Source organism: Streptomyces sp. PsTaAH-137 (genome assembly GCF_003259365.1).
Taxonomy (GTDB): domain Bacteria; phylum Actinomycetota; class Actinomycetes; order Streptomycetales; family Streptomycetaceae; genus Streptomyces.
In genome coordinates this window covers 1-8,420 of sequence record NZ_QLLY01000042.1, presented here as the reverse complement: position 1 = coordinate 8,420, position 8,420 = coordinate 1, and the positions used below count along the sequence as shown (strand labels likewise).

The following is an 8,420-nucleotide window of genomic DNA, read 5'->3' as shown; positions in this document are numbered from 1 at the left end:
CTGATCCCGCTCGTGCAAGGGATCCCACCGATCCGCTCGCGCCGCGGACCGCGGCGCCGCAAGCCCGCGAAGCTCCACGCGGACAAGGGCTACGACTACTCCCACCTGCGGCGATGGTTACGTCAGCGTGGCATTCAGCAACGCATCGCACGCAAGGGAATCGAGTCATCACAGCGACTGGGACGCCACCGCTGGACCGTCGAACGCACCATGTCGTGGCTCGCCGGCTGCCGCCGTCTCCACCGCCGCTACGAGCGCAAAGCCGAGCACTTCCTCGGCTTCACGAGCATCGCCTGCACCCTCATCTGTTACCGCAGACTCGCCAAATGAGATGACGTCTTATTCGGGGCGTCGCCGAATTCGATCGAGGGGGCCGTGTTGAGCGCGCGCATATTGGTCGCCGAGGACGACGAGAAACAGGCTCGGTTGATCAAGATCTATCTGGAGCGGGAGGGGAGCGACGTCCAGGTCGTCTCCGACGGTCGCCGTGGCCGGCGCGGTCGCCCTCGCGGCGGTCCTGGCGGCGCTCCTGCTCAGCCGTGCCGTGCTCCGCCCGGTCCGCGCCCTGACCGCGGCCGCCCACGACCTGGGCGAGGGCGACCTGGAACGACGGGTGCCCGCCTCCGGCCGGGACGAGATCGCCGCACTCGGCCGGTCCTTCAACAAGATGGCCGACTCCCTCCAGGCCGCCGAGGAGCGCCAGCGCCGCATGACCGGGGACATCGCCCACGAACTGCGTACCCCGCTGGCGAACCTGCGCGGCTACCTCGAAGCGCTCCAGGACGGCGTCGTCGAGCCCACGCCCGAGCTGTTCGACTCCTTGCACGAGGAGGCGATGCTCCAGCAGCGCATCGTCGACGACCTCCAGGACCTCGCCCTAGCCGAGGCCGGAGCCCTGACCTATCACCGCTCGGCCGTCGATCTGCGCGAGCTCCTCGACCTCGCGCGCACCGCCCATCTGGCGAAGGCCGAACCGGCGGGCGTGCACCTGGAGTTGGCGGCCACGGAGTCCGTGTGGGTGAGCGCGGACGCCGACCGGCTGCGGCAGGTCGTCGGCAACCTCGCGGGCAACGCGATCCGGGCCACCCCGCCCGGCGGCACCGTGACCTTCGCCGCCTGCCGGACGGGCGACACGGCCGTGATCCGCATCCGCGACACCGGCCGGGGCATCCCGGACGAGCACCTGCCGCACCTGTTCGACCGCTTCTGGCGCGCCGACCCCGCCCGCGGCCGGACCACCGGCGGCAGCGGCCTGGGTCTCGCCGTCGCCCGGCAGATCGTCACCGACCACCAGGGCACCATCACGGTGGAGAGCGAGGAGGGGGCCGGGACGACGTTCACCGTCACGCTCGATGCCGTACGGGCATGAGGACCGGCCGGGACGTCCGGCGCGGGGGCCCAGTCACGTCCCGGCCAGCGCCTGCGTGGGCGCGAGCCGCCCCGCGCGCACCGCCGGACAGAGCCCGGCGACCGCCCCGATCACCAGGGTGACGGCGATCCCGGCGGCGGCCGCCCACACCGGTACCTCGGTCGGCCAGCCCCGCACGTACGCGTACCCACCGGTGATCGCCGTGCCGAGCACGGTGCCGCCGAGCCCGCCGAGCGCGGAGAGCAGCAGCGACTCGGACACGAACTGACCGCGGATCTGCCCGCTGGTGGCGCCGAGGGCCCGGCGCAGGCCGATCTCCGGCCGGCGTTCGAGCACCGAGATGACCATGGTGTTGCCGACGCCGACACCACCCACCAGGAGCGCGACCCCGCCGAGCCCGAGCAGCAGCCCGGTCAGCGCGGACTCGGTGGCCTCGCGGGCGGCCAGGGCGTCCGAGGGCCGCGAGACCAGGACCCCGCTCGGCTTCTCGGGGACGGCGGTGGCCGCGAGCACGGACCGGACAGCGGCGACACGGTCGTCACGGGCGCGGACGTACACGGTCGAGGGATGCCCGTCGAAGCCCAGATACGTGCGCGCGGCCCGCCATCCGACCAGGGCCGAGCTGTCGATCTCCGGTGCCAGCGGGGCGGGACGCAGCACACCGACGAGTGAGAACCACTGACCGCCGAGCCACAGCCGCGTCCCCGGGGTGTACGTGTCGAGCCGACGGGCCGCCCCGGCGCCGAGCACCACGGCCGGGTACTCCTCCGTGGCCTGCCCGAGCCAGCGCCCGATCCGCACCGTCGCGCCGACCGCGGGCAGCAACTGATCCTCGGCAGCGGCGACTTGAATGCTGCCGGTGCGCCCGACCGGCATGTGCTCGTTGCGGTAGACGGCGGCGCCCTTCACCTCGCCCGTCGCGGCCACCTGCCGCACCGGGCCGATGCGCCGGATCATCGCCGGCGCCTCCTGCGGCAGCCGGGTGGTCGAGCCGTCGGGGGACTGCCCCGGCGCCACGCGCAGCATGTTGGTGCCGAGCCGGTCGAGCTTGCGGTCGACCTCCGCGCGGCCCGAACCGGAGATGCCGACGACGGCGACCATCGCGGCCACACCGATCGCGATGCCCAAGGCGGACAGGAACACCCGCAGCGGCCTGGTGCGCAGCCCGGTCCCGCCGAGCCGGACGAAGTCGGCCGGGCTCAGCCGCGCGGGCCGGAGCGAGGGCGTACGCGACGTGGTGCCCGTACGGTGACGGCGCGCTCTCATCGGTCATCAACTCCCGCCTTCGACACCGCGGATGGCCCGCGACCGCCGTCCGACACGATCCGCCCGTCCCGCATCTCCACCTTCCGCTCGAAGGCCCCGGCCATGTCCCGGTCGTGCGTGATGATCACGACGGTGGTGCCCGAGGCGTGCAGGTCGCGCAGGAGTTCCAGCACGGCGGCGCCGGAGGCCGAGTCGAGGTTGCCGGTGGGCTCGTCGGCGAGCAGCAGCGCCGGTTCACCGATCACCGCACGCGCGACCGCGGCCCGCTGCCGCTCGCCGCCCGACAACTGGTGCGGCAGATGACCGAGACGGTGACAGAGCCCGACGCGGCTCAGCGCCCGCGCCGCGCGCCGGCGCCGCTCCCGCAGCGGCACGCCCGCGTACAGCAGACCGTCCGCGACGGTGTCCAGGACCGGCACCCCGACCGCCAGATGGAACTGCTGGAAGACGAACCCGATCCGCTGCGCGCGCAACGCGGACACCTCACGGTCCGACAGCCCGGCGACGTCATACCCGTCGATCACGATCCGCCCACCGGAAGGCCGGTCCAGGGTGCCCATGAGATGCAGCAGGGTCGACTTCCCCGAGCCGGACGGTCCGACGACACAGGCGAACTCCCCGTATCCGACGGACAGATGGACATCGCTGAGGGCGGTGACGTTCCCGGGATACGTCTTGGACACGGCGACGAAGGAGACGACCGGCAACGTGGGAGTGGCCCGATCCTCGCTCACCTCGGGATCCTCACCCTCATGCCCTCGCGCACCCGTTGCCCGCTGATCTCGACCTTGCCGTCGGCGAACAGCCCGGTCTTCACGCGTACGAAACGCCCCGACGGCCCGCTGCCGGAACGCTCCGCCCCGGCGGCGGGCTCGACCCCGTACCCGCCCTCGGCCAGCGCCACCAGGGCGGCGACCGGCACCGCCAGAACGTTCTTGTGCTGTCTCGACACGTACCGCACGGTCACGGGGCCGCTCTGCAGCCTGCCCAGAGACGCCTGGTTCGCGAAGGTGACCACGACGACGACGGTGGCAGCCTCGTCGCCGCCCTCACCTCCGCTGTCGGTGCCGGAGCCTGAGCCGCTGGCGTCCTTGCCGACGCTCGCCACGGTCCCCTTCACGGACGTGCCGTCCGGCAGATCCACGTCCACCGTGCTGCCCCGCGTCGCCCAACTCACCTCATCGGCACCGGCGTTGACGGTCACCATGCGTTTCGTGGTGGTATAGGTCACCGGGGTGCCGGTCGCCGCGGCGCCGACGTGCGCGCTGGTACCGGCGATACGCACCGTGCCCGGCGCGTACAGCACGTCCCCGATGCCGACCTTGCCGGTCGGGGGCAGCCCGAGATTCCCCTGCCAGCGCCTGACCGCCGCCGCCGTGGACTCGGAGTACAACTCGTCCACGGTGAAGCCGGCATAGCCGAGGGCGGCGAGATTGGCCTCGAACTGCTTGACGTCCGCGCCGCGCAGGGGAGTTGTCGTCACGGCGGCGGGAGCGCCCCCGAACCTCCCCGAGCCGGAAGAGGCGTCCTCCTTTTCGGGAACGGCGTGACGGGTCTCCTGAACGGCGAGCCCCCGGTACATGGGCAGGCTCCCGTACAGCAGGGTCACGGGCCGGTCGTCGACCCGCAGCACCGCCTGCCCGCGCACCACGACGGTGCCCGGCGCGGGCAGCCAGGTGATCGTCCCCTCGGCCTTCACAGGGAAGGGAACCTCGGGACCGTGACCGAGCTGCCCGTCCACCTCGGTCTGATCGGTGAGCGTCTCCCGCGTCACCCGCACGGCCGTCCCACCGCGCCCCGGAGCCGCACTGTCGCCGTCCGGGCCCCCGCCGCCGAGCCCGAGCGCACCGACGGTGCTGACAGCGGCCACCAGCACGAGCCCCCCGACCATCAGCAGCGGCCCCCGCCTGCCGCGTCGCCCCTCCACAGCCCCGTCAGCCCTTGGGGGTGGGAGCGTCGTCAGGAACACCGATGACGGAGGCGCAGGCGCGGGTGGCCCGCTTCGCACCGGCCGAGGCCGAGTCCCAGACGACGTCCTGAAAATGCCCACTGGCATCGGTGTCAGGAAAGTCCGGGGCCCCGTTGTCCTGCATGCACCGCGCGTACTCCTCATTCCTGGCGATCTCAGCCTTGGACAACTCCGGCTGCTGCGCCTTCTCGACACTGTCGGGCACCGGCACGCTCAGATCCGCACACTTCTCCTGCGCCGCGAGCGCCTTCGGATCACGCTTCCACCTGGACGGATCACCCAGGTCGACCCTGCCCTTGGCATCCGGATCGGGCGCATCGACCCCGGCACCCCGCAGACACCTGACCCACGTGCGCTGAGCCTCGACATAGTCCGCCAACTCACCGGACGCCCCCGGCGACGATGCGCCACGGCGTCCCTGCCCCTCCCTCACGGAAGCAACCTCGCGATCCGCATCGCCGCCCCCACCACACCCACCCACACCCACCGCGACGAGGGCCACCACCCCCACGCCCCACACCCTCCCACCGAACCCCGCACGCATCCCCACGCTCTCCTCCCCGTACTCCCCACCGCCCCCTCCGGACCGGCCGCGACGAAGGTAGGGCGCCACCTATGAAGGACTGATGAAGAACCCGTCAAAGACCCTTTCGGTGCCGAGCCCACTCCGGCCGACGGCACACCCGCTGGCGCGACCAGCCGCCCACGGAAGGCACCATGCTCCCGCCCCCAGGCCCTGCACGCCCCCCGACATACGGCCGTTTTCGGCGGCGCGGGGGCTGCGACAACTGCAAACGCAAAAAGACCCCGCCGTCAGCGTCTCCGCTGATGACGGGGTCTCCAGGCACCTAATTCAAGGTGCCCCCGGCAGGATTCGAACCTGCGCACACGGCTCCGGAGTGATCGCGCCTCATGGCTGCTCTGGCCTGCTGTTGAGCTAGGTGGGGGCATCGAATCGGTACTCAGTGTGTCGGAGGTGTGTCGAGGCTTGGGTGGGTCCGCTAAGCGACGAATCCCTGCAAGCGGTCAGCGATCTCTGGGTTCGATAACTGAGACTGGGCCACTGCCAACACGAACTCCTCAGCCGCGTCCTCGTCCAGAGGTTCCTTCAGCGGATGTCCGTTGATGTCTAGGAAGACGATGGCGGATGCCCACCCAGTGCGCTTGTTCCCGTCTACCAGGCTGTGATTGCTGGAGATGGAGTGCAGCAGAGCTGCTGCCTTTTCGAAGAGCGTCGGGTAGGCATCCTCGCCGAACACGCTGGTCTGAGGGCGACCGACGGCGCTTTGCAGTAGCCCCCAGTCGCGTACGCCAACTTGGCCGCCAAGGGTGATCTCCGCGATCTGGATGACGTCGTTGGCGTCCAGGTACTCGGTTATGGCGGAGGTTCCTTACTTGTTGGCGAGGCGCTTGTTCAGGCCTGCGGAGATACGGGCAGTCCTGATAGCGGCAGCGGTCACCTTGCGCCGGTGGACCTCAGCCAGGACGGCGTCGTGCGCCAGTGCCTTCATGCTGACATCCTCCTTTGTCGCTTGGTCGCGGAGCGTGGTCATCTCGTCGTCAGTGAAGGTGACGTTCAGTGCAGGCATGGTCAACTCCAGTCCGGTACCTGTTCTGGTACCAAGGTAGCACTTGCCGTCAAGCCCTCAGCCCCGCACCGTTGGTGATGATCGAATTTTCCGATAAATATGCAGGTCAGATGCTTATGATCATGAAGTGGGTTTGGTGAAGGGCCTATGCAGGTCGCGCTAGTCGCTTGGCTAAAGTCGCCCACGTACTGTCGCGGCTCTGGCCGCCGTTCGGCGTTCTGCAAGGGGCACGATACGTCGCTGTTTGCGCAGCTGGCCGGAGCGCAGACAGCAGGCGCTACCGGGGCGCAGCACGGCTCCGGAGCACAATCAGTGTTCGGCTTGCCAATGGGCTCTGAACAGGAGATTCCTTGATCTCTTGAGGAGTTTGGCGCCCTCGTCTACCGCAGATAGTGCGAAGTCGGAAGTCGCCTCCGGCTCCTGCGTCCATTGAGAGGTCGGCTCCGCCGACGGCTGTAACACCCTAGGAGGTGTTACAGCCGTCCGTGACCGGACAGGCCGGAGACCGGGACTCTGAGCCGGCCAGGCTGTTTGTGCAGGTGAAAGGTGCGCCTGGCCGAGGCGGCGTGGGCTCTGTCAGGTCGGCGCTCTTCCCGGCGCCTAGAGTGCCAGGAATGATCAGTCTGACCGAGCCGGCTAGTGCTCTGACCGGAAAGGTTCGCCGGGTTGTTGGGAGGAGGGCGGTGGCGTGCGATGACGCCCTACGAGGTAGATCCACCTCGTAGGATCTTGAGCCCAGGCACGGATGTCGGAGGGCGACGATGGAAGAACCGCGGATACGCCTCGGCAGCGATGACGTGTGGCTGGAACTGGCTCGGGCTGATGGCGACAGCTGGGAGATCACTGCAGATTGGTGCTCGTGGCTGACCGCTGACTTCACCGCGGATCTCAGCGCTGCGGAGGTCGTGGACTTCGCAGCCCGCATGCTTTCTCACCTGCGGGCGCCGTCGGGGGGACGCTTTTCGGCGGCGGTGACTCCCGGTCGGAACAATCCGCTGACGTTGAAGGCAGAGCCTGTCGGGGACGGGTTCGCCTTTTTCGTGCGCCTGACTCCCAACGGTGATGACACCGTGTGTCATTTGCAGATGGAGATCGATCCGATCGCCACGTCGGAACTCCATGAAGCATTCCGTGCGCTACACGCGGCGCTGGTGGTCTGAGCTGCCGGAACAGCTGGTCAGGCCGCCATCGTGAGTGGGCGTCCGCCCCAGCGGATGCCCTTCTCGCTGCGGATGCGGGCGCGTTCCTTGCGCTCGGCGGCCAGGACATCGCGGTGGCGGGCGTTGGCGTTGCGCCAGCGCAGGTAGGCGTGCAGGGCCCGGGTCTGCACGGTGTGGTTGGGGTAGTTCGAGTTGGCGATGGTGAACTGCCGCAGTGGTCCGAAGTGGGCCTCGATCGGGTTCGCCCAGGAGGCGTAGGTCGGGGTGAAGCACAGCTCGACCTTGTTCTTCCGCGCCCAGCGGCGGATGTCCGTGCCCTTGTGGGCTGACAGATTGTCCATGATCACGTAGATCGGGGCGCCGTCGGGCCGGGCGGCGCGGGTCGACTTCAGTGCGGCCAGCGTGTTCCCGGCGCCTTTCCTGCGACGGTTCACGCCCCACAAGCTGTCGTCGCCGACCGAATAGCAGCCGTGGAAATACCGGACTCCGTGGGTGCGGTGGTAGGTCGCCGGCAGCCGGTCGGGGTGTTCTTGTTCGGCCCAGCCCGAGCCTGCGGTAGGCCGGATCCCAAGCGGCCCGAACTCGTCGAAGGCGAAGACCCGGTCCGGGAAGCGGTCCAGCACCTCCTCAATGCGGTCGAGCTTGGCGTCGCGCTCGAGGTCGGGGGACTCCTTCCACGTCTTGGTGCGCTGGAAGGTGATGCCGCGTCGGGCGAGCAGGCACCTTAGACGTCATTTCACTTGGCGAGTCTGCGGTGGCATATGAGGGTCGCAGCGATGGCTGTGAAGGCGAGGAAGTGTTCTGGTTTGCGCTCGTAGCGGCGGTGGAGACGTCGGCAGCCGGACAGCCAGGACATGGTGCGTTCTACGACCCAGCGGTGTCGGCCGAGCCGTTTGGATGACTCAATGCCCCTTCGGGCAAGGCGATGGCGAATCCCCCGAGAGGCCAGCCAGCGCCGCAGGTGGGAGTAGTCGTAGCCCTTGTCGCCGTGCAGTTTGCCGGGTCGGCGGCGTCGGGGGCCGCGACGGGAGCGGATGGGCGGGATGCCTCGGACCAGTGGAATGAGG

10 protein-coding genes and 1 pseudogene are annotated in these 8,420 nt (G+C 69.5%); 3 read left to right on the top strand and 8 right to left on the bottom strand.

From position 1 onward, the window contains the following. Both K377_RS40250 and K377_RS40245 read left to right on the top strand, forming a co-directional pair. A partial coding sequence (locus K377_RS40250) for a transposase (protein WP_146614854.1) occupies positions 1 to 330 on the top strand: 330 nt, incomplete at its 5' end. Positions 331 to 487: 157 nt separating this feature from the next. Further along, positions 488 to 1,369, top strand: coding sequence for an ATP-binding protein (locus K377_RS40245; RefSeq protein ID WP_375606002.1), 882 nt, complete (start codon positions 488 to 490; stop codon positions 1,367 to 1,369). A 33-nt stretch (positions 1,370 to 1,402) separates the two neighbouring features. Here the strand turns inward: K377_RS40245 and K377_RS40240 are convergent, their stop codons facing one another. The 6 genes from K377_RS40240 to K377_RS40215 form a co-directional block, all read right to left on the bottom strand. Beyond that, complete coding sequence (locus K377_RS40240) at positions 1,403 to 2,635, bottom strand: ABC transporter permease (protein ID WP_111668610.1); 1,233 nt, start codon at positions 2,633 to 2,635, stop codon at positions 1,403 to 1,405. Then, positions 2,632 to 3,369, bottom strand: coding sequence for an ABC transporter ATP-binding protein (locus K377_RS40235; protein WP_111668609.1), 738 nt, complete (start codon positions 3,367 to 3,369; stop codon positions 2,632 to 2,634). The genes K377_RS40240 and K377_RS40235 overlap by 4 nt, the downstream gene beginning before the upstream one ends. Beyond that, positions 3,366 to 4,505 carry a peptidoglycan-binding protein gene (locus K377_RS40230; RefSeq protein WP_181512768.1) on the bottom strand — a complete coding sequence of 380 codons (1,140 nt, stop codon included), beginning with the start codon at positions 4,503 to 4,505 and terminating at the stop codon, positions 3,366 to 3,368. Before K377_RS40230 ends, K377_RS40235 begins: the two co-directional genes overlap by 4 nt. Positions 4,506 to 4,569: 64 nt before the next feature. Further along, positions 4,570 to 5,115, bottom strand: a complete 546-nt coding sequence (locus tag K377_RS40225; protein WP_258395316.1) for a hypothetical protein — start codon at positions 5,113 to 5,115, stop codon at positions 4,570 to 4,572. Positions 5,116 to 5,605: 490 nt separating this feature from the next. Further along, positions 5,606 to 5,971, bottom strand: a complete 366-nt coding sequence (locus tag K377_RS40220) for a type II toxin-antitoxin system death-on-curing family toxin (protein ID WP_202455295.1) — start codon at positions 5,969 to 5,971, stop codon at positions 5,606 to 5,608. Between the two features lie 24 nt (positions 5,972 to 5,995). Next, positions 5,996 to 6,193, bottom strand: a complete 198-nt coding sequence (locus K377_RS40215) for a hypothetical protein (protein WP_111668605.1) — start codon at positions 6,191 to 6,193, stop codon at positions 5,996 to 5,998. A gap of 761 nt (positions 6,194 to 6,954) precedes the next feature. Here K377_RS40215 and K377_RS40210 point away from each other — a divergent pair. After that, complete coding sequence (locus K377_RS40210; RefSeq protein ID WP_111668604.1) at positions 6,955 to 7,353, top strand: hypothetical protein; 399 nt, start codon at positions 6,955 to 6,957, stop codon at positions 7,351 to 7,353. 17 nt (positions 7,354 to 7,370) lie between these two features. On the opposite strand, the pseudogene K377_RS40205 reads toward K377_RS40210, so the two are convergent. Both K377_RS40205 and K377_RS40200 read right to left on the bottom strand, forming a co-directional pair. After that, positions 7,371 to 8,081 (bottom strand): annotated as a pseudogene (locus K377_RS40205) (transposase); the annotation flags it as partial. Between the two features lie 8 nt (positions 8,082 to 8,089). Beyond that, a partial coding sequence (locus tag K377_RS40200) for a transposase (RefSeq protein ID WP_146614693.1) occupies positions 8,090 to 8,420 on the bottom strand: 331 nt, incomplete at its 5' end.